The 23,312-nt window shown below is 52.6% G+C and carries 19 protein-coding genes, 1 tRNA gene and 2 pseudogenes; 5 read left to right on the top strand and 17 right to left on the bottom strand.

What is annotated here, in order from left to right; genetic code table 11:
• Positions 1-226: 226 nt before the first annotated feature.
• The 5 genes and pseudogenes from K6958_RS13665 to K6958_RS13645 all read right to left on the bottom strand — a co-directional run.
• Positions 227-727 (bottom strand): annotated as a pseudogene (locus K6958_RS13665) (site-specific integrase); the annotation flags it as partial.
• A 262-nt stretch (positions 728-989) separates the two neighbouring features.
• Positions 990-1,172, bottom strand: coding sequence for a hypothetical protein (locus K6958_RS13660; RefSeq protein ID WP_249891623.1), 183 nt, complete (start codon positions 1,170-1,172; stop codon positions 990-992).
• Positions 1,173-1,767: 595 nt separating this feature from the next.
• Positions 1,768-1,923: pseudogene (locus K6958_RS13655) on the bottom strand (ORF6N domain-containing protein); the annotation flags it as partial.
• A gap of 365 nt (positions 1,924-2,288) precedes the next feature.
• Positions 2,289-3,457, bottom strand: a protein-coding gene (locus tag K6958_RS13650) for an IS3 family transposase (protein WP_249891622.1) whose coding sequence is annotated in 2 segments (ribosomal slippage) — positions 2,289-3,208 and positions 3,208-3,457 — 1,170 coding nt in all. Because the reading frame shifts where the segments join, the coding sequence is not laid out codon by codon here.
• Between the two features lie 56 nt (positions 3,458-3,513).
• Positions 3,514-3,993, bottom strand: coding sequence for a DUF4011 domain-containing protein (locus tag K6958_RS13645; protein WP_249891621.1), 480 nt, complete (start codon positions 3,991-3,993; stop codon positions 3,514-3,516).
• Between the two features lie 787 nt (positions 3,994-4,780).
• On the opposite strand from K6958_RS13645, the gene K6958_RS21145 reads away from it, so the two are divergent.
• On the top strand, positions 4,781-4,909 hold the full coding sequence (locus K6958_RS21145) for a hypothetical protein (protein WP_004170286.1): 129 nt from the start codon (positions 4,781-4,783) through the stop codon (positions 4,907-4,909).
• A 79-nt stretch (positions 4,910-4,988) separates the two neighbouring features.
• On the opposite strand, the gene K6958_RS13640 is transcribed toward K6958_RS21145, so the two are convergent.
• From K6958_RS13640 to K6958_RS13625, 4 genes are all read right to left on the bottom strand, one after another.
• Positions 4,989-6,224, bottom strand: a complete 1,236-nt coding sequence (locus K6958_RS13640) for an integrase domain-containing protein (RefSeq protein WP_249891619.1) — start codon at positions 6,222-6,224, stop codon at positions 4,989-4,991.
• A 214-nt stretch (positions 6,225-6,438) separates the two neighbouring features.
• A tRNA-Pro gene (locus tag K6958_RS13635) sits at positions 6,439-6,515 on the bottom strand.
• A 72-nt stretch (positions 6,516-6,587) separates the two neighbouring features.
• On the bottom strand, positions 6,588-8,339 hold the full coding sequence (yejM, locus tag K6958_RS13630) for an LPS biosynthesis-modulating metalloenzyme YejM (protein WP_249891617.1): 1,752 nt from the start codon (positions 8,337-8,339) through the stop codon (positions 6,588-6,590).
• A gap of 21 nt (positions 8,340-8,360) precedes the next feature.
• A complete protein-coding gene (locus tag K6958_RS13625; RefSeq protein ID WP_085071075.1) occupies positions 8,361-8,588 on the bottom strand; it encodes a YejL family protein in 228 nt (75 codons plus the stop codon).
• A 180-nt stretch (positions 8,589-8,768) separates the two neighbouring features.
• On the opposite strand from K6958_RS13625, the gene yejK reads away from it, so the two are divergent.
• Positions 8,769-9,773, top strand: coding sequence for a nucleoid-associated protein YejK (gene yejK, locus K6958_RS13620; protein ID WP_249891616.1), 1,005 nt, complete (start codon positions 8,769-8,771; stop codon positions 9,771-9,773).
• 80 nt (positions 9,774-9,853) lie between these two features.
• On the opposite strand, the gene rplY is transcribed toward yejK, so the two are convergent.
• Positions 9,854-10,138 (bottom strand): 50S ribosomal protein L25, encoded by a 285-nt coding sequence (gene rplY / locus K6958_RS13615; protein ID WP_249891614.1) that lies wholly within the window; start codon positions 10,136-10,138, stop codon positions 9,854-9,856.
• Between the two features lie 154 nt (positions 10,139-10,292).
• Positions 10,293-12,047: a DNA repair helicase RadD gene (radD, locus tag K6958_RS13610; protein ID WP_249894692.1), complete on the bottom strand. Its 1,755-nt coding sequence runs from the start codon at positions 12,045-12,047 to the stop codon at positions 10,293-10,295.
• Positions 12,048-12,205: 158 nt separating this feature from the next.
• Between radD and rsuA the strand changes: the two genes are divergently transcribed.
• The 3 genes from rsuA to K6958_RS13595 all read left to right on the top strand — a co-directional run bounded on the left by rsuA (position 12,206) and on the right by K6958_RS13595 (position 14,733).
• The gene (rsuA, locus tag K6958_RS13605) at positions 12,206-12,910 is read left to right on the top strand and encodes a 16S rRNA pseudouridine(516) synthase RsuA (RefSeq protein WP_249891612.1); all 705 of its coding nucleotides are present in this window, start codon (positions 12,206-12,208) and stop codon (positions 12,908-12,910) included.
• A gap of 41 nt (positions 12,911-12,951) precedes the next feature.
• Positions 12,952-14,154: a Bcr/CflA family multidrug efflux MFS transporter gene (locus K6958_RS13600; protein WP_249891611.1), complete on the top strand. Its 1,203-nt coding sequence runs from the start codon at positions 12,952-12,954 to the stop codon at positions 14,152-14,154.
• Between the two features lie 246 nt (positions 14,155-14,400).
• On the top strand, positions 14,401-14,733 hold the full coding sequence (locus K6958_RS13595; RefSeq protein WP_249891610.1) for a YejG family protein: 333 nt from the start codon (positions 14,401-14,403) through the stop codon (positions 14,731-14,733).
• Positions 14,734-14,872: 139 nt separating this feature from the next.
• Here the strand turns inward: K6958_RS13595 and yejF are convergent, their stop codons facing one another.
• The 6 genes from yejF to mepS all read right to left on the bottom strand — a co-directional run bounded on the left by yejF (position 14,873) and on the right by mepS (position 22,837).
• Positions 14,873-16,474 carry a microcin C ABC transporter ATP-binding protein YejF gene (yejF, locus tag K6958_RS13590; RefSeq protein ID WP_249891608.1) on the bottom strand — a complete coding sequence of 534 codons (1,602 nt, stop codon included), beginning with the start codon at positions 16,472-16,474 and terminating at the stop codon, positions 14,873-14,875.
• A 1-nt stretch (position 16,475) separates the two neighbouring features.
• A complete protein-coding gene (locus tag K6958_RS13585; protein ID WP_249891607.1) occupies positions 16,476-17,501 on the bottom strand; it encodes an ABC transporter permease in 1,026 nt (341 codons plus the stop codon).
• The gene (locus K6958_RS13580) at positions 17,501-18,586 is read right to left on the bottom strand and encodes a microcin C ABC transporter permease YejB (protein WP_249891605.1); all 1,086 of its coding nucleotides are present in this window, start codon (positions 18,584-18,586) and stop codon (positions 17,501-17,503) included. Before K6958_RS13580 ends, K6958_RS13585 begins: the two co-directional genes overlap by 1 nt.
• A 9-nt stretch (positions 18,587-18,595) precedes the next feature.
• Entirely contained in the window at positions 18,596-20,401 is a 1,806-nt protein-coding gene (locus K6958_RS13575; RefSeq protein WP_249891604.1) for an extracellular solute-binding protein, read from the bottom strand.
• Positions 20,402-20,468: 67 nt separating this feature from the next.
• The gene (locus K6958_RS13570; RefSeq protein ID WP_249891602.1) at positions 20,469-22,037 is read right to left on the bottom strand and encodes a cyclic di-GMP phosphodiesterase; all 1,569 of its coding nucleotides are present in this window, start codon (positions 22,035-22,037) and stop codon (positions 20,469-20,471) included.
• Between the two features lie 227 nt (positions 22,038-22,264).
• A complete protein-coding gene (mepS, locus tag K6958_RS13565; protein ID WP_249891600.1) occupies positions 22,265-22,837 on the bottom strand; it encodes a bifunctional murein DD-endopeptidase/murein LD-carboxypeptidase in 573 nt (190 codons plus the stop codon).
• Positions 22,838-23,312 lie beyond the last annotated feature (475 nt).

Raw genomic sequence — 23,312 nt, 5'->3', positions numbered from 1 at the left:
GAGATAGACGTTTTATGTCGCTTAGCGTTTGCTCATAGTCCATAGCTCATTGTTTATTAGAACGGTTTGGGTCGGCAGCAACGGCTGAGCTAAGCAGTAGGACGGTCGCTGCCGCCGCTATAACGAGGGTGGCGATCAGGATTGCCGTTTGCTGCTTCATGGTTGCTTCTCCTGGCCTTTCGGCGCGTAAGAAGCTACCTTTACGTTGTCGAGACATAAAGATGGGCCTGATCTCCGCGTGCGGCACATGCACCCATTCAACGTGGTTCTCTGTATAAATTTTCGTGGATTTTGCATCAGCGTGTGCCATTCGCGCCTGCGGATCACAGCCCTGTTGTTTAAACAGGAATGCGGCCAGCGCGCGAATCTCGTGAAATGTCGGACGCTGCTCTGGAGGCAAACTGGCTGCCACGCCGACCTGGCCCCTCAATGCCAAAAATGCGCGGCTCAGATAGTCAGGCGCGACCTGGGTGGGGTGGTTCACCTCCTGGCTAATACGGTTGCTGCGTTTTTTCGGCAGGCGATGAACAACGTAGGGACTCGCCACATTATCCCGGCTGCTGTCTATGATCGATTCCAGCGCGTCGCCGATCGGGATAGCAACATGAGACGCCTCTTTTTGCTCAGTTTTCTGGCGATGCACCTATAGCGTGCCGAAAATACCCTCGCGAGGTGTATCGAACCAGACGCAGCCGCATACTCCTTCCGCCGGCGCCCGGATTGAATAAGGAGCGCCGGGGCGCAGATATGAAAAAGGCCCGCCGTAGCGAGCCTTGAATGGCACGAAAATTAATCCCCGCCAATAAATATTAAAACTTTCTTGAAAACGTATATGCACCCAGCCGTACATAACAATAATAACGTGAAGCGAGAAAAGTTTACGGGTAAGCCGGGCCAGCCCGTATCTATAACTCCGGCTCCGTTCATTAATGATGTAGCTAATGCAATACCCAGTATAACTGCGAGGACGTTAATTATTTTATTCTTCATTACCAATTACCATGAACAACCATCGCCGCTACAACTGGAGTTACTGCCAGAACCACCACCACCACCGTTACCGCCCTCGGATTTAAAGCAGCCGCCCGCCAGTGCCCCCAGTACCCCTCCCAGCCACCATTTCGACTGGCACTAGTAACTAGAGTTAATTGTTGTTCATTAAACAATTCCATGATGAATTCCTTCTCTATTTAATTTTGAATTTGAATCCTTAGATTCAATAAAATAATTAAAGTAAGGCATGGCTCTTGTCAATAACAACAACTGGACATATAAAAATACAAATACCCATCTCAAACAGAATGTTATTTCATGCAGAATTTAATAATTAACTAAAGTGGGGAAATAACTTTTATTTTTTACCAAAAATATTGACAGGCATCACAAAAAATCATCGGAGAAAAGACATTGTTTTAATAATTTTATTTCCTCCGTGGTTTGCTCAAACCTTTTCTTATCCAGCTCCACGCCGATCCCCCGCCGCCCCAGCGCCAGCGGCGGTAGCCAGACGTCGTGCTACAAGCCAGGTCTGGCGGAAATGTCGTTTTTATTCGGGTTCCGTGTAGATGATGTCTCAAAATTTAACTGGATCATTGATAATCGCGACGTGACAGCAGGAAACGGTACAGGTTTTGCGGTTTCCTCTTCGACCGGTGGTGCGTTGCAACTGCGCATTATGTTTCCGTCCAGTAACGAATCAGCGTACACGCTGGGTAATGTTACGCAGGGGAAATGGTATGTTGCGGGGGGTGATTATCAGCGGCAAATCCCGATTAGAACTGAGCGACGGTTGCGGTTGAAATTGTTAGTGATGCGCTGACGCTGGGTGCCATACAGCTGCGCCAGCAGTTCAGTCGTGATAACAGGAATGGAATTATGCGTGATGGGGGTGAGCGTTTCTGGGGTGATAGTAGAGATAGCCATCCTGGCCTCCTTATAGTTTAGTTGCGGCCCCAGTAAGTAGCTGGTGCCAGGTGTCAACTGAGCCTACAAGCAGCTCTGGGCCTATTTCCCTGCAGGGTATTTTATTACGCCTCTCCACCCAACTTTATAAAATCATGCCGCGTAAAATTTAACCGCTTGTAGATTCAGTACGGCCAGTATTACCCGACAAAAAAAGACCTGTCAACGTCAGGGTTTTACCCGAGTTTTACCCAGATTTTGCCCTGCTTCATTTTCAGAAAACAAAAAAACCAGCCGTAATCGGCTGGTTTTCTTAGGGAATTTTGGTCGGCACGAGAGGATTTGAATAGTTCATTCAAAGGTATGAATTTATGCGTATATAGTGGTCAACTAAAACTGGCCACCGATTTAGAGTTTTTCCAGTATCGCTTTTCCGATTCGTTTGGGGGCAACCCACCGTTATAATCATGCGGCCTTAGCGAGCTGTAATACCCGACGATATAGTCTGTGATCGCATGAGCAGCTTCGCTAAAGTTTATATAACCTGTCACTGGCACCCACTCGTTTTTCAGACTCCGGAAGAAGCGTTCCATCGGGCTGTTGTCCCAACAGTTTCCACGTCGGCTCATACTTTGCCTGATCCGGCAACGCCACAGTAGCTGCCGGAACTGCCTGCTTGTATAGTGGCTACCCTGGTCACTGTGGAACATCACTCCGGCTGGTTTACCGCGAGCTTCCCACGCCATTTCCAGCGCTTTGATGGTCAGCTTGCTGTCCGGTGAGAATGACATTGCCCAACCTACCGGTTTCCTTGCGAACAGATCGAGAACAACAGCAAGGTAAGCCCAACGCTTGCCTGTCCAGATATACGTCACATCGCCGCACCACACCTGATTCGGTTCTGTCACTGCGAACTGTCGCTCAAGGCGATTCGGGATAACGATGTGTTCAGGACCACCACGTTTATATCGGTGGGTAGGCTGCTGACAACTCACCAGACCCAGTTCTTTCATGAGCCTTCCGGCAAGCCAGCGTCCCATTTTGAAGCCTCTCAGGGTTGCCATAATCGCGATACTTCTTGCGCCAGCAGAACCATGGCTGATGTTATGCAGCTCCAGAACCTGACTGCGTAACACAGCTCGCCTGCCGTCTGGCTTTTCGGGGCTTTTTTCCCAGTATTTGTAGCTGCTGCGATGAACCCCGAACACGTGGCAAAGTGTGACCACAGGATACTGCGCTCTGAGTTTCCCGATTAACGAGAACTGTTCAGGGAGTCTGACATCAGGAGCGCGGTAGCCTTTTTTAATATGTCGTTTTCCATTTCAATGCGTTGTAGCTTTTTCTTCAGCTCACGAATTTCAATCTGTTCTGGGGTTACAGGGGAGGCTTTAGGTATTTTGCCCTGTCGTTCATCCCGCAACTGCTTTACCCATCGCGTCATGGTAGAAAGACCCACATCCATAGCACTGGCCGCAGCTGCAACGGTGTAGTTCTGATCAAGGACCAGTTGAGCGGATTCGCGTTTAAACTCTGCGCTGAAATTTCTTTTTTTCATTGAGGCACCTGTAATGTTCAGAGGTGAGCATATCACCTCTGTTCAGGTGGCCAAATTCAGTAAACCACTACAGGATCTATCCATTTAAGCGATCCTAACGATAGAAACAGGATGTTTACGCCTTGCTCTTCTTCAAGGGTCTTTGAGTCATAATATAAATCTAATAACTTTTTTTGTAATGTTTTTGGCGTGAGCTTGGTCTGGAGTTTTGTATCATTGTGGTTGGTTTCGGAGTCATCTAAGAAAATAATATCTTCAGACTCTGAGTCTGTCTCACTGTTCTCATTGCTTTCATCTGTCTTTTTATCTTCTCGACCATGAAGAAAAGTGAACGGCTTGCCTTCTTCAAAAAGCATCTTGAACAGAATGTCAGACCTTTCATTAACTACTTCTAAAAATTTTGTAGTTTTTGATTTTGGTATGTTAAGTAAACGATTTCTAGCTGTCAGATCGAGTAACTCAGCTCGCGACTTTTCAAGTTTCTGGCTGAGTGACAGATTGGAGTTTTTGTAAAGTGAGCCTTCTATTTCGTCCATTACGCATAACCTTTGAATTGAGGATTTTACCTTGCATATCAGTGCATTATCACTTTATAGCTAGGTAACTAAAATTTTTCTATACATATTAGAGTGTTTTGATATGAAAATTAAGAATTTTCTAATCAATATTGATTGTTGTTTTTTTACTCATTAAAAATCATGAACTTAAATAATAGCGTTAAAGCCACAGCTAAGGTGAAAGTAGTTTGATATAAGTAAGATTGATGCTTTGGTGCTTTAAAGGTCAGAAAATAGGTGGCCAAGATGCAGGTAATTTATACCCACACAGCATAACGTTGTGAAAAAGGTTTGGTTGGGCTTAGAAAATTTTATTCCTAACGTAGATACAGATACATTATTAGGTAATCTATTGAATGCTTTAAGTGGCTACCAGGAACTGGTTTCCAGATATAACTAAAGTAAATCTGCACAAGCATCTGTTTTTATTATAGAACTTTGAGGGGTGACTTTCAAATACTGGTAATAGTGCTTGAAGCGAGTTAGATAAGACTCCAGTTATGTTTGTTCACTACTCAGATTATGTGTCTAAACCCAGCTGGATTCGAGTGTAACCCTCCAGCCAAGTAATACGATACTCAGATAGTATCTCGGTCAGAACGAGATTTAGCATTAGTTGTATCTATATTCATCTTGCTATGAACTCTTAAAAATTAGACCTTGATCAAATCCCCATCAGTTTGTCAAAAGATCTCTTGATATAGCCAACTATTGCTCATATTTTGGACAGAAGGGTTCCCTCTTAAAAGTTCACAGGAGAATTTCTATGGCACTCAAGCCTGGTCCGAAACGTATTGCTGACTCAACAGGTCAACCTGACCAGCGTCAGCGTGATAACAAGAAAACTCCGGGAAATAATCCAAAGGTAAAGCCTAGTAAAAATTCCAAACCATAGTTACATTTCTAAGTAGTACATAATAAAAAAAGCCTTTTGGGGCTTTTTTTATCTACATAAAAGACCAATAAAAAAACCTTCAATGCCAATCTAAGCCAGAGTGAATGCTATAATTACCGCTTGCTGACAGTTCAACATGTCCGCCCCACCAAGCCATCATTTCTCTTCGTTGATCAAGATACTGAGAACGGTTGTAAGCTCTCCTGACCTCATTGGTATCAATGTGAGCCAGTGCTGCTTCAATGACGTCAGGTTGAAATCCCTTCTCGTTGAGAACCGTTGAAGCTATGGATCTCATACCATGCGCAACAAGGATACCTTTGAAGCCCATACGTTTTAGCGCCATGTTTGCCGTCTGACTGTTCATTGGTTCCAGGGGATTGCGGTAACCGGGAAAAACGTGTGATCTGTGCTGGCTGATTGGTTTCATAACTTCCAGCACAGCAAGTGCCTGCTCAGACAGCGGTACAATATGCATACGTTTCATTTTCATGCGACCAGCAGGAATGTGCCATTCCTTTGTCTCGAAATTGATCTCATCCCAGCGTGTCATCGCCGCTTCTGCCGGTCGAGTCATTGTAAGGAGCTGCCATTCGATAAGGCAGCGCGTCTGTCTGCCAATGCTCGCAAATGCGAGCTTCTTCATAAGCAGAGGTAGCTGTTCAGGTAAGAGGGCGGGGCGATGTTTTACTTTTGGCTTATGGAACGTCTTACCGATTTTTGCCGCTGGGTTTGAAGTGACTAAGCCAGAGTTCAAAGCGTAATCCATAACCTCATTAATACGCTGACTCAACCTTTTAACAGTTTCGAGTCTGCCTGTAGCATGAGTTGGGCTAAGGGATCCGATGAACTGTTGGGCTGTAATGTTAGAAATAGGCATAGAGCCAATATGTGGGAACACATATTTACTCATTGAACGCCAGATATCGTTAAGAGTGTGAGTTGTTAATCCTGCTGCCTCTTTGGTCTTAAACCACTCAGCTGCAACTTTTTCAAACGTACTTTCACTCACACTCTTCTGACGAAGTTGCTCTGCCTTTTTGTGCTCTTGAGGGTCAACGTCTTTGCTGAGAAGAGCGCGGGCTGATTCACGATTTTGGCGGGCTTCGGAAAGCGAAACGGAAGGGTATGAACCAAAGCTGATCATGGCCCGTTTACGAGTGAAGGGTTTGTAATAACGAAACCGCCAGAGTTTTGAGCCTCCGGGAGTTACCTGCGGTTCCAGACCATCCCCGTCATAAAGAACCAATGCTCGTTCAGCAGCTTTGGCGTTCTTCACTTCGGTATTGTTTAAGGGCTTGGTCTGTCTTGCCATAAGCAGTCTCCATTCTGTTCCTCGGAAGGCTTAGGCATATCAAAAGGCAGTCTTAGAAACGTATGCCCATGAGTATGCCTAAATCAGGTGGATTCCACTGTATCAATCAGGATTTCACTAGACAACAGAAAAACAGCAGGTTTCAACAACCTACTGTTTAAACTGTTTTTTATGGTTCTCTCTGGACTTCACCAGACAAAACGTTGGGAGAATTTGGTCGGCACGAGAGGATTTGAACCTCCGACCCCTGACACCCCATGACAGTGCGCTACCAGGCTGCGCTACGTGCCGATATGTGGACGTTATACTACCCGGAATCTGGCTAAATGCAAGATGCCGGCTTGCTAACTGCTTTATTAATAATCAGTTAGCGATGAAACGTTTTTCATCCGTCAGCACCTGCAACAGTAACGCCAGCTGCGGCTTATGATCCTTCAGCCGTTGGCCTTCGCGGTTATAAGCCTGATAGCTGCCGTTCGCGTCCAGCACCAGCGTAATTTGCGGCGTGGTGATAATCAGGCGATCGTTATCCGCGCTGGTAATCCAGTCATGACGACGTCGGGCGGCAAACAGATCTTCCCCCTGCGAGTACTCGGCGGGCGGCGTGCTAACGTGCAGCAGACGCTGCATAAGCGTTGCCATCACATCCTGATGATCGGTCAGCTTACTGATGGTTTGCGCCGGCGTATTCGGCCAGTGGATCAGCAGCGGCACCTGCAGGGCAGGGCGGCCATTATCGTTCTGCTGACCATGTAGCGTAATGGCCTGCTGAGCAGTGATTACCACAACGGTATTATCCAGCAATCCTTTCTCCTGCAGCGTGGACAACACCTGACCTATTTCGCCATCAATTTCTTGCGCGTTACGGTTATAGCGTTGCGCGCTCTCTTTCCCGCGATCCGGCAGATCGCTCAGCCCGCGATAGGAGATCCATGAAAACCACGGCGCGCGACCGCTCGGCAGCGAGCCAAGCCAACGCTGCCATTGTCCGGTGGTCTGGCCGTTGCTTTGATTGCTGGCCAGCGGCAGAGAGAAATCAGCCAGCAGCGCCTGACGATAAAGCGGCGAGCTGAAGCCGTCAGAGGCGAACAGGCCGAACTGATAACCTTGCTGACTCAGCGCATTAATAAAGGCGGAAGGGATACGCGAGGCCAGCACCCCATCCATATAGCTCGGGGAAATCCCGTAAAACAGACCAAACAGACCGCTATCCGGCGAGCTGCCAGCGGTAAAGTGCTGGCTAAACCGCACATTTTCTTCACCGAAGCGCGTCAAATTGGGCAGCGCTTTCGGCAGCGTGGCCTGATTAAGGCCATCGACAGTGATCATCAGCAGGTTTTGCCCGGATCCGCTGTCGCTGAAGCGGATATCACTCAGTGGATAGGCAACGGAGACCGCTTCCGGGTTGCCCTGCTGCACCAGACGGCGCTGATACTCCTGAGCATCCAGCAAGCCATGCTTCTCCAGAAACCGGCGGGCGGTCATCGGATAAGAGAGCGGCAAATTAGAACGCTGCATGGTGATGGGTCGATAAAAATTGGCGTCCGCCCAGATATAGAGCAAATGGCTGGCGAAGAACGCGCTGATAAACAGCACGGCCAGCGGCTTGCCGAAGCTGCGGCGGTTGAGACTGCGCAGTTTCTGCCAGCTCCAGGTGGCGAACAGCATTTGCACCAGGAAAATAGCCGGCACGCTGATAAACATCAGCTGCCAGTCACGCGCCATTTCGCTTTGATCGGGATTGACCACCAGTTCCCACACCACCGGATTCAGATGGAGGTGGAAACGGTTAAACACGGTACTGTCAACCAACAGCAGCGTCAGCCCGGCGGTAGCGACAATGGCGGATAAGAAGCGCAGCAGACGCTGCGACATCACCACAAATGTGAGCGGGAAGATCAGCAACAGGTAAGCCGCAAAAACAATGAAGCTGAAATGGCCGATCCAGCTGGTAAAGGCGTAAACGCGCCCCGCCAGTGAACCGGGCCAGTCAGCAACCAGCAGATAACGGCTGCCCAGCAGGGTAGCAAAAATGATATTAAACAACGCGAACCAGTGCCCCCAGCTAATCATCTGGGAGACTTTTTCACGGTAGCGCTGCCGATTGGTAACCATATTTGCGGTCAGATCATCACATTAGTGGGCTTTATCTTCGCGCACTGAGGCTTGCAGCGCATCAGCGAAGGAACGGGCCAGCGCACGACGCTGTGCAGGCGCCACGCTGGTATTGATTAAATTGGTGACCATGTTCCCCAGAACCATCAGGGAAAGATCGGTTGGCGCCTGGTTTGATTCCAGCACCTGCACCAGCTGCGCGAGGATCTGCTCCACGCGTTCGTCACTATAACGGGATGATTGTGGCATAACCTTAACTAATACGTATTGAAAAGGCGGTATCTTACCGTAAGCACGCCTTTTTTTCTGCACTTTTATCGTCTACAGCGCGTTAAACTTCGGCAACGCTTCCTGTTAATGAAGCCGCCGGTTGATCGCAAGGGCGCGGGGTGTTTGAATACGCGCCTGAAGCTTAAAGGAGAGTCTAACATGAGTCTGGATATCGACCAGATTGCCCTGCATCAGTTGATCAAACGTGATGAGCAAACGCTGGAGCTGGTGCTGCGTGATAGCCTGTTGCCCGCCACCCAGGCCGTGTCGGAACTGGTGGAAGAGCTGCACCGGATCTATAGCGCGAAAAGCAAAGCGTTTGGCCTGTTCAACCCTGAGAGCGAGCTGGCGCAAACGCTGCGCGCATGCCGTGACGGCCAGCAGGATTTTCTGGCTTTCAGCCGCGCCGCAACCGGGCGCCTGCGTGATGAGCTGGCAAAATATCCCTTTGCCGACGGCGGCATTGTGCTGTTTTGCCACTACCGTTATTTGGCGGTGGAGTATCTGCTCATCGCCGTGCTAAACAGCCAGAGCAGCATGCGCGTCAATGAGCAACTCGATATCAGCAGCGTGCACTATCTGGATATCAACCACGCCGATATCGTGGCGCGCGTCGATTTGACCGAATGGGAAACCAACCCGGAATCCACCCGATATCTGACTTTCTTACGCGGACGCGTCGGGCGTAAGGTAGCCGATTTCTTTATGGATTTCCTTGGGGCCAGCGTTGGGCTGGATACCAAAGCGCAAAACCGCGGACTGCTGCAGGCGGTGGATGACTACTGTGCCGAATCCAGCCTGGATAAGGCCGAGCGGCAAAACTATCGCCAGCAGGTTTACAGCTATTGCAACGAACAGCTGCAGGCAGGCGAGGAGATCGCCATTGAAGAGCTGGCGCGCGAACTGCCGCCGCTGGGTGAAAAGAACTTTCAGGAGTTTACGCAGGAGCAGGGCTACGAGCTGGAAGAGAGCTTCCCGGCGGATCGCAGTACGCTGCGTCAGCTAACGAAGTTTGCTGGCAGCGGCGGCGGGTTAACCATCAATTTTGATGCGATGCTGCTGGGCGAGCGCATCTTCTGGGATCCGGCGACCGATACCCTTACTATCAAGGGAACGCCGCCGAATCTGCGCGATCAGCTGCAGCGTCGTACCGGCGGGCAGTAAGCGCCAGCGCGCGGGTTTTGGCCGGCGCGCAGGCATAAAAAAACGCCGCGGATGCGGCGTTCTTTTAGATCCGTTTGCGATTAAGCGCGAACGAAATCGATGTGGTGCAGTTTCGGCTTGAACGGGTGACGCTGTACAGCCTGAACTTTAACCTTGGTTTCTTTACCATCGACGTTCAGAACCAGAACTTCGTCGTAGAAGCCAGGCTTAGCCTGCAGGTTCAGTACAGAATCGTGATCCAGTTCGATGGAAACAGCTGCTTCCTTACCACCATAGATGATAGCCGGGAATTTGTTAGCAGCACGCAGGCGGCGGCTCGCACCCTTACCCTGCTCTTTACGTTCAGTTGCATTGATAGTTAACATGGTAACTCTCTTCAATAAATGATCCTGCTACAGGCGACCCAGCAGCAGGTTGGATTGTTCAGCTCTTGTCAGACAAAAGCGCGCGGCATTATAGCGGTGTTTAGCGGCCGGAGCAAACGGAAGTGCAGAGGGCCTTCGTTCCCGGCGCGGCCTCTCAGCGCAGCTCATTGGCGCGGCGATAGCGACCCTGATAGTCGAACACCTTTTCACGCACCTGCCAAAACTGCCCGCGCGCCCGTGCCACGACGAAATCGGGATGACGCAATAGCGGCTGCAACGCCACCACATCACGGGCGGTTTGCCAGCCAAGCGGTACGCCGGGTGCCCGCTGATGCGGCCGCATAAACAGCTGCTCAAAGGCGGTGCGCTGCGCAGGCGTTTGCAGGCGAAAACGCTCGCTGACGCTGGTGCCATCCTCATCGTAATAGGTGGCTTTCAGCCATTCGCCTTTATCGTCACGGCCAGCCTCCAGCGTCATGCCGCCGCAGCGCAGCACCAGCGCATCCTTCAGCTTCAGCGCCGCCTTCAGCATATCGTCGGGATCGACCAGCACCGCATCGCACTGATGGCAGCGACGCGCGGCAATATCATTTTCAGCGTTACAGTGCGGGCAGCTTTTAAAACGAAAACGGTAGTCGCACTGTTCACGATGGCCTTCGTCATCTTCCAGCACGCCCTGGCAGCGACGGCCAAAGTGCTCGATCAGCGTGCCGTCGGCGGTGGTTTTACCCCAAAAGGTATTGGCGAAGCCGCAGGCGGGGCAGAACACCTGCACCGGCTGGTTATCGCTCTGACCTTTGGGCGCGCCCACTTCCGGGGTAAACAGATCGTGCGGATTACCGGCATAATCCAGAATCAGGCAATCGCTTTTTCCTTCGCACAGGCGCAGCCCGCGCCCGACAATTTGCTGATAGAGACTGACCGATTCCGTAGGGCGCAGAATAGCGATCAGATCGACATGCGGCGCATCGAAGCCGGTGGTTAACACCGCGACGTTGACCAGATATTTGATCTGCTGCTGTTTGAAGGCGTTAATCAACGCGTCGCGCTCCGGTCCCGGCGTATCGGCGCTAACCAGCGCTTTTCCTTCCGGCAGCAGCGACAGCACCTCTTTGGCATGCTCAACGGTGGCGGCGAAGATCATCACGCCTTTGCGATCGGCGGCAAACTCCACGATTTGACTGATAATATGCGGCGTGATGCGCTGCTGCTGTTTTAGCTCGCGGTTGAGATCGTCGGCGGAAAACAGACCGTTTGCCTGCGCGCTCAGGCGGCTGAAATCGTACTGCACCACCGGCATATCCAGCCGCTCCGGCGGCACCAAAAAGCCATGCTTAATCATATAGCGCAGCGGCAGCTCGTAGATGCAGTCATGGAACAGGGCACGTTCATCGCCGCGCACCATGCCGTGATAGTGAAAGCGGTAGATCCAGCCTTTGCCGAGGCGATAGGGTGTTGCCGTCAAACCCAGCAGCCGCAGCTGCGGATTGTGCAGGCGCAGGTGCGTCAGAATCTGCTGGTATTGGCTGTTTTCATCGTCGCCGATGCGATGGCATTCATCAACAATCAGCAGTGAAAAGGCGCTGTCGAACAGCGGCAGGTTACGCGCCACCGACTGTACGCTGCCAAATACCACTTTGCTTTTACTCTCTTTGCGCGCCAGTCCGGCGGCGAAAATATCCGCCTGCAGTCCCAGCGCCAGATATTTGCTGTGGTTTTGCGCCACCAGCTCTTTCACATGCGCCAGCACCAGCACGCGTCCGCGCGCCAGCCGCGCCAGTTCAGCAATCACCAGACTTTTACCGGCGCCCGTAGGCAGCACGATAACCGCAGGCTGTTGGGAACGGCGGAAGTGGTTAAGCGTAGCTTCAACCGCTTCCTGTTGATAAGGACGCAGAGTAAACGACATGAGCAGCATAGATTTTGGAAACCGGCCGACATTATGCCATGAAAGCGGATGAAACGGCATTTCACTCTGTCCGCTGCTGACAACTCCAGGTATACTTAGCGCTCTTCATGCGCCACGGGCGTATCTCTCCAGGTCAGACAACAGGCATCACAAACGCAATGCGACTTGATAAATTTCTTTCTCAACAACTGGAAGTTAGCCGGGCCATCGCCGCGCGGGAACTGCGGGCCAAACGCGTAACGGTAGACGGCGAAATTGTACGCGACGGGGCGTTTAAGGTGCAGCCGGAACACCAGGTAGAATATGAAGGCAATCTGCTCCAGCTTCAGGTCGGGCCGCGCTATTTTATGCTGAACAAGCCGCAGGGCTATGTCTGCTCTACCGACGATCCCGATCATCCTACCATTCTCTATTTTATTGAGGAGCCGACCGCCTGGAAACTGCATGCGGCAGGGCGTCTTGATATTGATACTACCGGGCTGGTGCTGCTTACCGACGACGGGCAGTGGTCGCATCGTATTACCTCGCCGCGCCACCATTGTGAAAAAACCTATCGGGTCACGCTGGAGCATCCGCTGCGGGAAGAGACCGCGCAGCTGTTTGCCGAGGGCGTGCAGCTGCACGGCGAGAAAACGCTAACCAAGCCGGCTACGCTGGAAGTGCTTAGCGAGACGGAAGCGCGTCTGACCATTAGTGAAGGGCGCTATCATCAGGTTAAACGCATGTTCGCCGCGATCGGCAACCATGTGGTGGCGCTGCACCGCGAGCGCATTGGCGAGATTACGCTGGATGACGATCTGGAGCCGGGCGAATACCGTCCGCTGACGGAAGAAGAGATCGCCAGCATCGGCGCGCCGCGTTAAATATGACTCTCTGTGGCACAGGCTGAAGGAAGGAGCTGAAGTTGCGTAAGGAAAAAAATTCATCCATCGGGCTGGTTATTATCCTCGGCCTGCTGGCAATGTTAATGCCTTTATCGATTGATATGTATTTGCCGGCGATGCCGCAGATTGCCAAAGAGTTTGGCGTTAGCGCCGGCAGCGTTCAGATGACGCTTAACCTCTATATTTTAGGCTTTGCGCTGGGGCAACTGGTGTATGGCCCGCTGGCGGACAGTTTTGGCCGTAAACCGGTGATCACCATCGGCACGCTGATTTTCGCGCTGGCGGCGGCGGCCTGCGCCCTTTCGCAGAGCGTTGAGCAGCTGATCAACATGCGTTTTCTGCATGGTCTCTCAGCGGCGGCGGCCAGCGTGGTGATCAATGCGTTGATGCGTGATTCTTTCTCGAAAGAGGAATTTTCCCGCATGATGTCGTTTGTGATGCTGGTAACCACCATCGCGCCGCTGCTGGCACCGATTATCGGCGGCTGGCTGCTGATATTATGGAGCTGGCACGCGATTTTCTGGAGCCTGTCGCTGGCGGCGCTGGCGGTTACGCTGATGGTGGCGACGCAAATTCGCGAAACGTTGCCGAAAGAGCAGCGCCAGCGTTTCCATTTACGCACCACGCTGCGCAATTTCCTGTCGCTGTTTCGTCATAAGCGCGCCTTCAGCTATATGATGGCCAGCGGCTTCTCTTTTGCCGGACTGTTTTCGTTTTTGAACGCCGGGCCGTTTGTCTATATCGAAATTAATCACGTATCGCCGCAGAACTTCGGCTATTACTTCGCGTTAAACGTGGTGTTCCTGTTTATTATGACGCTGATTAACAGCCGTTCGGTGCGCCGCTTTGGCCCGCTGGCGATGTTTCGTTTCGGCCTGCTGATCCAGTTCGCCATGGGGATCTGGCTGTTGATCGTCAGCGCGTTTAATCTCGGCTTTCTGCCGCTGGTGTTTGGCGTGGCTCTGTTTATCGGCTGCGTAGCGATGGTCTCTTCTAACGCGATGGCGGTGATTCTGGATGAGTTTCCCCATATTGCCGGCACCGCCTCCTCGCTGGCGGGCACGCTGCGCTTTGGCGTGGGCGCGCTGGTAGGCGCGCTGCTATCAATGGCCAATTTTACCAGCGCCTGGCCGATGGTGTGGTCCATCGCACTCTGCGCCACCTGTTCACTGCTGCTGTATGGTTACGCCAGTCGGGCGCATAAGCCAGGGCGCACCCGCTAAATCCTTTCAGGGCCTGGAAAAATGACGGATTGTTGATTATATGTAAAAGTATACGTGTGTAAAAGTTACAGGAATGAAGCAAAAGTGGTTGTGCCTGTTTCGTGAACGCGGTACATATAGCAGCAAAATGAGAGCTAACTCTCAAAATGCCGTAACAATAAAACGCTCAGCGCGCTATGCGAGCCGGCGCCATACTTTGCCGGAGACGCAGCGAATCGTGAGCATCAGGTGCCCTGGGGATTGCATTTGAACACTTTACAATTGTCGATTGTACACCGCTTGCCGCAAAGCTACCGTTGGGCAGCCGGCATGGCTGGCGGGGCGATAGAACTCAATACGCTGGCGGCCGAGGACGACCTGATTGGCCTGCGTCTGCTTAGCCATGATGGCGCTCCTGCCTGGGACGTGATGCAGAAGATGCGCGCTATGCTGGCGGAAATTCAGGTGGAATGCGCCATTGTTGAATGGCAGGGCGAACCCTGTTTATTTGTGCAGCGCAGCGATGAGAGCGCCGCCACGGTGCGCCTGAAAAACCAGGGCGTAGCGATTGCCGAAACCTTCACTGCCCAGCCGCTTTGATTCCAGTGACGTTCAGCTGCTTTGCATAGGCGGTTTTAGCCGCTTGTCGCCGATCCGTTGTTTTGTTAATCGTTGGCGCACGGCTGATTAAACGTTTACCGGGCGGGCGGCGCGGCGGCATCAATGCCCGCGCCATCTGTTAGTCCGCCGTTTGCGCCAGCGTCAGCAGCTGTCGCGTATATTCCTGCTGCGGTGCGGCGAATACCGCTGCGCAATCTCCTTGCTCTACCACCTCGCCCTGACGCAGCACCACTACCTGATGACAGAGCGAACGCACCACCTGTAAATCGTGACTGATAAAAATGTAGGCCAGGCGATGTTCCTGCTGCAGTTTTTTCAACAGCTGCAGAATCTGCTTTTGTACTGAACGATCCAGCGACGAGGTCGGTTCATCCAGAATCACCAGCTCAGGCTGCAGAATCAACGCGCGGGCGATAGCGATGCGCTGGCGCTGCCCACCAGAAAACTCTGCCGGATAGCGATGGCGGGTAGCGGGATCAAGCCCGACTTCCTGCATAACCTGAATCACCTGAGCTTCGCGCTGCTGCGCCGTCAGCGCCGGACGATGCACCTGTAAGCCTTCTTCAATAATCTGCACCACGTTCAGCCGCGGGTTCAGCGAAGAGTTAGGATCCTGAAAAACCACCTGCAACCGTGGCCGCCAGGGCAACATTTGCCGACGGCTCAGCTTCTGCAGCGGCTGGCCGGCAAAGTGGATCTCGCCCTGCGAGGCGATCAGCCGCAGCAGCGCCAGTCCGGTCGTGCTTTTACCGGAACCGGATTCCCCCACCAGCCCCAGGCTTTCACCCGGACGCAGACTAAAACTGAGATTTTTTAGCGCCTGATACTGATGCGTGCTGCGTCGCAGCAGCCCGCGTTTAACCGCGAAAGCCACCTGCAGTTGATTGACCTGCAGCAGTACGGGCTGGCTGAGATCAACCGGGGCGGGGCGGCCGGTCGGCTCCGCATCGATCAGCTGGCGTGTATAGGGATGCTGCGGCGCAGCAAACAACCGATCGCAGCGGCCATGTTCCACCCCTTTACCCTTTTGCATCACGCTGACGCTGTCGGCCAACTGGCGGACAATGTTCAAATTATGAGTGATAAACAGCAGGCCCATATTCAGCTCGCGCTTCAGCTCTTTCAGCAGCGTCAGAATTTGCGCCTGCACCGTGACGTCCAGCGCGGTCGTCGGCTCGTCGGCAATCAGCAGATCCGGCTGGGTCAGCAGCGCCATCGCAATCATCACACGCTGGCGTTCGCCGCCGGAAAGCTGATGCGGATAGTCGACCAGCCGCGCACGCGCGTTGCGGATGCCGACGCGATCGAGACAGCTCAGCATTTCAGCGCGCGCCGCCTCGCGCCGCATGCCCCGATGTAGCGACAGCACCTCATACAGCTGTTTCTCCAGCGTATGCAGCGGATTAAGCGATACCATCGGCTCCTGAAAAATCATTGCCATGCGGTTGCCGCGCAGCCGCTGGAGCGTGCGCTCATCGGCGCGCAGTAGATCCTTACCTTCAAACAGGATCTCGCCCTGCGGCCAGACCACCGGCGGCGACGGCAGCAGGCGCATCACCGACAGCGCGGTGACGCTTTTACCAGAGCCGGACTCACCTACCAGCGCCAGCGTTTCGCCAGCCTCAACCGTAAGGGAAAGATCATCCACCACGCGCTGCTCGCTATTGCCCTGGCGAAACGCGATGCTGAGATGATTAATGCTAAGCAGGGGAGAAGACATATCAGGAGACCTTAGCGGGATCGAACGCGTCACGTACCGCCTCGCCGATAAAAATCAGCAACGACAGTAAAATAGCCAGAGTAAAGAAGCCCGCCAGCCCAAGCCAGGGCGCCTGTAGGTTGTTTTTACCTTGCAACAGCAGCTCGCCAAGTGAAGGCGATCCCAGCGGCAGGCCAAAGCCAAGGAAATCGAGCGAGGTTAAGGTGGTGATCGAGCCGCACAAAATAAACGGCAGCCAGGTCAGGGTTGCGACCATCGCATTGGGAAGCATATGACGCAGTATAATCCGGCTGTCGCTAACGCCCAACGCGGTAGCCGCCCGCACATAATCAAAATTGCGCGTGCGCAGGAATTCGGCGCGTACCACGCCGACCAGGCTCATCCAGCCAAACGCCACGGTAATCGCCAGCAGCCACCAGAAGCCGGGCTGGATCACGCTGGAAAGCAGAATAATTAAAAATAGTGTAGGCATACCGGACCAGACTTCGATAATGCGCTGGCCAAACAGATCCACTTTGCCGCCGAAGTAGCCTTGCACCGCGCCGACGCTGATGCCGATAACGCTGGAAATCAGCGTCAGCATCAGGCCAAACAGCAGGGAAATCCGCGTGCCGTACAGAATGCGCGCCAGCACATCGCCGCCGTTGGCATCGGTACCCAGCCAGTTTTGCGCGGAAGGCGGAGAAGGAAAGGGCACGCTCGTAGCGAAATTAATGGTGTTGTCACCAAAGCGGATCGGCGCCCACAGCGCCCAGCCATCCTGCGCCAGCCGCTGTTTCAGCCAGGGATCCTGATAATCCGCGGCCGTGGCGAAAGGCCCGTCAAAATCGCTCTCGCTATAATTAAACAGCAGCGGGGCGTACCAGCGATCCTGATAATGCACCAGCAGCGGCTTGTCATTCGCCAGCAGCTCTGCACCCAGGCAGAGCACAAAGATCAATGCAAACAGCCACAGCGACCAGTAGCCGCGACGGTTCTGACGGAAGCGCTGCCAGCGCGCCTGGTTGACCGGACTTAAACGGCTCATTATCGCCCCTCGAAATCGATGCGTGGATCGACCAGCGTATAGGTCAAATCGCTTAAGATATTCAGCAACAAACCGATCAGCGTAAAGATATACAGCGTACCGAACATCACCGGGTAGTCGCGCTGAATGGTAGCGTCATAGCCCAGCAGACCAAGACCGTTAAGCGAAAACATCACTTCAATCAGCAGCGAACCGGTAAAAAACATACTGATAAAGGTGGCGGGGAAACCGGCAATCACCAACAGCATGGCGTTGCGAAACACGTGACGATAGAGAATTTTATTTTCATCCAGCCCCTTCGCACGCGCGGTAACCACATATTGCTTACGGATCTCATCAAGAAAGGAATTTTTGGTCAGCATGGTTAAGGTGGCGAAGCCGCCAATTACCGTGGCCAGCACCGGCAGCGTAATATGCCAAAAATAATCCATGACTTTGTCATACCACGGCAGCGTAGCGAACTGCGGCGACGTCAGGCCGCGTAGCGGAAACCAGTCCAGATAACTGCCGCCGGCAAACAGTACAATCAGCATGATACCAAACAGAAAGGCGGGAATAGCATAGCCAACGATAATCAGGGTACTGCTCCAGATATCAAAGGCGCTGCCGTTGCGTACCGCCTTTTTAATACCCAGCGGGATCGATACCAGATAAATAATCAGCGTACTCCACAGGCCAAGCGAAATAGAAACCGGCAGGCTCTCTTTGATCATCTGGATCACCGAGGCACTGCGAAACAGACTGTCGCCGAAATCAAAGCGGATATAGTTCCATAGCATGGTGAAATAACGCTCGTGGAGCGGTTTATCGAAACCGTAGCGTTTGGTGATCTCCGCCACCACTTCCGGATCGAGACCGCGTGAACCGCGATATTGGCTATCGCCAGGCGTGCTATTAAGCGCCGCCCGACCGTTTTGCGCGTTGCCGCTGCCGGGCAGGCCAGTAGTCTGGCCGAACTGCGCGTTGGCCAGCGCCTGCTCAACCGGGCCGCCGGGAGCAATCTGCACAATAAAAAAATTCAGCGTAATGATCGCCCATAGCGTGGGGATAATCAGCAATAAGCGACGAATTAAATAAGCGCCCACATTGACTCCTTAACGTCGCTCGGCCGGTAATTTTTCGGCCTTGTTTACATCATACCACCAGCTCTCCAGCCCGACGGAAAAGGCGGGCGTCACGGCCGGATGTGAAAATTTATTCCACCAGGCGTAGCGGTCACTGGCCCCATACCACATCGGGATCATGTAATAGTTCCACAGCAGCACTCGATCCAGCGCGCGCCCTAACGGCAACAGCGCCGTCTTATCGCCCTGATGCGCCAGAATACGATCAATTAACGCATCCAGTACCGGGCTTTTTACCCGTGGTCGGTTCCAACTGGAATCAATAAAAGCTGACTGCCAGAACTGGCTAAGGTTACTGTTCGGCCATGGCGTGGCGTAGTATTGCCCCGGCGTCATATCATAATCGCCGTGTCGCAGCCGCCGCAAATACTGCGAGCTGTCGACCTGGCGGATATCTATGCTAATGCCCAGACGTTTTAAACTGTGCTGGAAAGGCAGTACCCAGGCGCTATTGCCGCCGCTCGGCAGCAGCAGTTCAAAGCGAAACGGTTTTCCAGCGTCGTTAATTAGCTGCTGGTTTTTAAGCTGCCAGCCCGCCTGCTTCAGCAGCGCCAGTGCCTTCAACAGGTTAGCGCGATCGTAACCGCTGCCGTCGCTGACCGGCGGCTGGTAGCGTTCGCTGAACACCTCATCCGGAATTTTTCCTTTGTAAGGGGCAAGAATCGCCAGCTCGGCACTATCCGGATAACCGCGTGCGGCATATTCGGTATTCTGAAAATAGCTGCTGCTGCGTAAATAAGCGCCGTAAAATAACGCTTTATTCATCCATTCAAAATCGAAGGCCAGCGTTAATGCCTGGCGAACGCGACGGTCGCTGAACAGCGGTTTCTCATTGTTAAATGCCAGCCAGGCGGCATCGGTAGTGGCCTGATTGGGCCGCGCCTCTTTCACTATCCGTTGTTGTGCAAAGTTGTCTCCGTGGTACTGGGTTGCCCAGTTTTTTGCCGAGCCTTCGGCACGAAAATCATAGGCTCCCGCTTTAAACGCCTCAAAGGCGACGTTGTCATCCAGATAATAGTCGTAGCGGATGGTATCGAAATTGAAACGGCCTTTATTGACCGGCAGATCGGCGGCCCAATAATCCTTCACGCGTGAATAAGTAATGTACTGGCCGATTTTATAAGCGCTGATGCGGTAAGGGCCGCTGGAAAGCGGCGGATAGCCCAGCGGCTCGTTGAATTTACGCGACTGCCAGAATTTCTCCGACAGCACCGGCAGGCTAAACAGCCCCAGCATCACATTTTTGTCCGCCTTCGGCAGCTCAATGCGCACCGTTAGTCGCGAGATCGCCTTTACCGTAACGCCCTTATAGATCAGGCGAAACGAGGTTACCCCTTCGGTCATAAACTTTTTAAAGGTAAAGGCCACATCCTGCGCGGTGATTGGCGAACCGTCATGGAAGCGGGCGCGAGGATTGAGGGTAATTTCCGCCCACTTAAAATCGGCGGGGTAGCGGGCATATTCCGCAATCAGCGGATAGTAGCTGCCAACTTCATCTTCCGAGCTGGCGAACAGCCGATCGTACAGCGTAATGGTGCCTTCGCCGGGATAGCCGCGCGAGGCGAAGCGGTTAAAGTTATCGTAATTACCGATAACCGCCAGCGTGATTTTGCCGCTTTTCGGCGCAGCCGGATTGGCGTAATCATAATGGGTAAAGCCAGGATCATATTTCGGCTCGCCCAGCTCGGCGAAAGCGTAGCCTTCATGAATAATATCAGCCCGCGCAGCGGACGCTGCGCCGATAAAAAGAGCCAGTATAAGCAGACGAAGTAACATTGAGTCGGTTATCTCCTGGACAGATAAGCGGCGCGGGGGCCGCCATCAACAACCTGCGCGCTGAACATCAGTGCGCGTCGGCCTGTTGTTGCAAATAACTGATGAGTTGCTCAGGCGGTAGCGGTCGGCTAAACAGATAGCCCTGCATATGGCTGACGCCGCGCTTAATCAGCCAGGCGGCCTGTTCCTCCGTCTCTACGCCTTCGGCAACGGTTTTCAGGTTTAGCTTACGCGCCAGGGTCAGCACCGCATCCAGCACTGGCGACGTCACGGTTTCCATGCCGATACTCTGCACAAAACCGCGATCGATTTTTAAATAGTCGAAGTTGAATTTCTCCAGGTAAATCAGCGCACTGTGGCCGGTGCCGAAATCGTCAATCGCGATAGTGATATTTTGCTGGTGCAGCCAGTCAAACACCGCTGCGACATTTTTTCCAGCCACCATGGTGCGTTTAGTTATCTCAAACACATAATCAAAATGCGCGGGCGGCATGGCGGCGATCCACTCATTAACATCCTGGTGAAAGCTCCCGGCAGAAAGGTGCCCTGGAGCGATATTCAGCCCCATTATCGTTCCCGGCGGCAGATAACAGCGGAGCAGCTGGGCATCCTGCGCAACCAGCCTGAACAGGTGACGCGTCAGCGGCACGATCATATTCTGGCTTTCGGCGTAGTTGATAAAGGCATCCGGCGGGATAGGGCCGGTAACCGGGTGCGTCCAGCGCAGTAACGCCTCCAGCCCGTAGACGCGACCGGATGCCGCTTCAAGCAACGGCTGATAAACCACATGGAACTCGTTACGTTTGATACCCAGCAGGATCTCTTTACCGGGACGCAGGCGCAGTGAAAAGAGGAGCCAACTGGCCGAGGCGACCACCACGGCCAGCAACAGGCCAGCAATTAACACAAAAGCGATATCACGTAGCGTAAGTTCTTCGCCGTACAGGTAGAAGGTAAGCGCGTAGCCCGGCAGGGTAAACTGGCGCAGCGCCCGAGCGGGCAATGTCGTACGGGGTACCAGCTTGTTACTCCAGGTCAGCAGCGCCTTATCGCCCGAGGCGATGGCCAGCCCGTCAACGCTCTCATGTCCTGCCACCAGCAACAGCAAGGGCGTTATATTAACATCCAGCGTGGCGAGGATGCCCTGATGAATGGCTTCAGGATGCTGTAGCCACAGCAGTATCGCAGGCTTATGGGGAAGCATTGGCGTCCCGCCGACCAGCACGATATCGTGCGGACGTGTCAGTTTCAGCAAAGGAGAGAAATGACTCACCGGTAGCAGAAAAGTACCGGTCGCCGATGAGCACCAGGCCTGGCCATCATGCACCAGCAAGATGGTGCGAATATCGTTAATAAAGGCTGCGCGCGAGGTCAGCACGCTACCGGCGCGCTGACAACTGCCGTCCGTATACTTCAGCAGCGGCATCAGGCTTTTTTCGAGATTATTAAACAGATCCTGCATATAGGCTTTGCTGGCGTTTACCAGCCGATCGTGCTGCTGCGCCCGTTTATGTTGGATAATAAACAGTGTAACGGCGCTAAAAACAAGAAAGAAAATGAGTCCCGCAACGGTACTGATCCAGGCTATCCGGCGCGGGTGATCCGCTTGGCGCTTTATAACTTTGGATAATGGCATTGGGCATAATCTCCCGCTTTAGCCGGTTTTTATTGTGAGAATTAGTACAGTCAGTATCTGATAATAAGAAACGGAGAATATAACGAGTGGGACTGTATGTCTTGTTATTCTGACGTAAAGCTTTTTAGCCGGGCACTTTTTTCAAAAGTGGCGGGTAAGGGATGAAAAAAACGCTGCCGGGGCAGCGTTTTTAATTGCTCATTAATCTCAAACATCAGGGATAAGAATTAACTTTGTGTCCGGCTTAATACGCGTCGTGCTTCGCGATAGCGGTTTTTCCAGTATGAATCATTAAGGCTGGAGATCATCACGCCGCTGCTGGTCGAGGCATGGACAAAATTGTCATTGCCCAGATAGATGCCTACGTGACGGCCGGTAGAGCCTGCGCGAAACAGCACCAGGTCGCCGGGACGCAGCTTGGTACGCGCTACCTGACGGCCCGTATCTTTTTGCTCTGACGTTGAGCGCGGCAGGTCAAGACCGAATTGTTCACGGAAAGTAAGCTGCACAAATGCGGAACAGTCAATGCCGCGTTTAGTGGTACCGCCTAAACGATAACGCACGCCTTTCCAGTCGGCATATTGCTCCAGAATGCGCGATTTAATATCGACATTCTGCACCATTTGTTCAAATTCATCCTGAGACGCTTGAAGTAAAAAACCATTTTGGTTATTCACTGCATGGGTCTCAGTTTGCGCATTTTGCCCGTGATGACCACTGCATGCTGAGAGTAACGTCGCCAGCGCGACAGCAGGGATTGCCCGCAAGATATATCTCAGGAACGGTTGAGATTTGACCATTATGTTTATTATCCCTTGAAGTCCTTACGACCGGAGGTCGCTGATTAATGAGCAAAACGGCACGAGATTAAATACTCCCAGCACATAAGACAATTTCTGAATCTTTAAAATGTGTAAATACGCACACTTTTTATTTACAGAAGCGCACATTGCGTACGACTTTTGCCGGGCTGTGGCTGAGGTTAACCGATTGCAAGCCGCATGGCGAGTGGTTTTACGCACTTTTTTATAGGTTTTTTTGATGTGAAATCAATACATAACCATTTGGTTACTTTATCGACAAATTTAAGCAAATAATGGCAGGATTAAAGGGCGTTTAAACGGTCAATTTATCGGATGGCCTCGCTTTTCAGAAAAAGCAGACTGGACAGGCCGGGCGGGCAGCGAATATTCAGGGCGCAGGCGATAATTATTTCAGTTGTATTACTGATTAGCAGGCTAATTATAATCAAATAAAAAAAGCCCCGTCAGCAAC

It is taken from the genome of Mixta hanseatica, assembly GCF_023517775.1.
Classification (GTDB): Bacteria; Pseudomonadota; Gammaproteobacteria; order Enterobacterales; family Enterobacteriaceae; genus Mixta; species Mixta hanseatica.
This window is presented reverse-complemented; position numbering and strand designations above follow the sequence as displayed.